Annotated in this window: 1 protein-coding gene; it reads left to right on the top strand. The window is 54.7% G+C overall.

Features of this window, described 5'->3' with window-relative positions:
* Positions 1–1,041 (top strand): Calx-beta domain-containing protein (locus tag R7E38_RS22800; RefSeq protein WP_318082129.1); only part of this gene is annotated, 1,041 nt, incomplete at both ends.

Genomic DNA, 1,041 nt, shown 5'->3' with positions numbered 1-1,041 from the left:
GAAGGCCCTGAAGATTTCAGTGTGACGGTGACTGGCATTGGCGCAGTGCAAGGCAGTGATACCGGTACGGCGACGATTGTGGATGACGGCAGTGGCCCGGGTCCCGATCCGGATGATGATCGTCCAAGCGTGACTATTACCGATGTTGGCACCATTAATGAGGGTGATACGGCGAACTTCAAAGTCACCTTATCGAACGCGTCTGAAGCGGAAACGCAAGTGGAGCTGGGTCTTAATCTTGGCGATACCGAAGTTGGAGATTTGGGCACCTTAGAATACAACACGGGAAGCGGTTGGGTGACAGTGCCAAACGATGGCGTAGTAACGGTGCCAGCAGGGCAAACTGAGTTTGATGTGCGCATCGCTTCTGTTGATGACGCCGTTTACGAAGGCCCTGAAGATTTCAGTGTGACAGTAACCGGCATTGGCGCAGTACAAGGCAGCGATACGGGGACGGCGACGATCGTGGACGATGGCACTGGGCCAGGCCCCGATCCGGATGATGACCGTCCAAGCGTGACTATTTCAGATGCTGGCACCATCAATGAGGGTGAGACAGCCAACTTCAAAGTGACGTTGTCGAATGCCTCCGAGTCCACAGTTCAAGTCGAGCTTGGCCTCAACTTAGGTGACACCGAAACCGGTGACTTAGGCACCTTAGAATACAACACCGGAAGCGGTTGGGTGACAGTGCCAAACGATGGTGTGGTGACCGTGCCAGCAGGGCAAACTGAGTTTGATGTGCGTATCGCTGCCATTGATGACGCCGTTTATGAAGGTCCAGAAGATTTCAGCGTGACGGTGACTGGCATTGGGGCGGTGCAAGGCAGCGATACGGGGACGGCAACGATAGTGGATGATGGCAGTGGTCCGGGCCCTGATCCGGATGATGACCGCCCGAATGTGACTATTTCAGACGCTGGCACCATCAATGAGGGTGAGACAGCGAATTTCAAAGTGACGTTGTCGAATGCCTCCGAGTCCACTGTTCAAGTCGAGCTAGGCCTGAACTTAGGTGACACCGAAGTTGGAGACTTAGGC

It is taken from the genome of Vibrio sp. Vb2131 (assembly GCF_033338535.1).
Taxonomy (GTDB): Bacteria; Pseudomonadota; Gammaproteobacteria; order Enterobacterales; family Vibrionaceae; genus Vibrio; species Vibrio alginolyticus.
The sequence above is the reverse complement of the archived record's forward strand: the minus strand, read 5'-3'. Positions and strand labels throughout refer to the sequence as shown.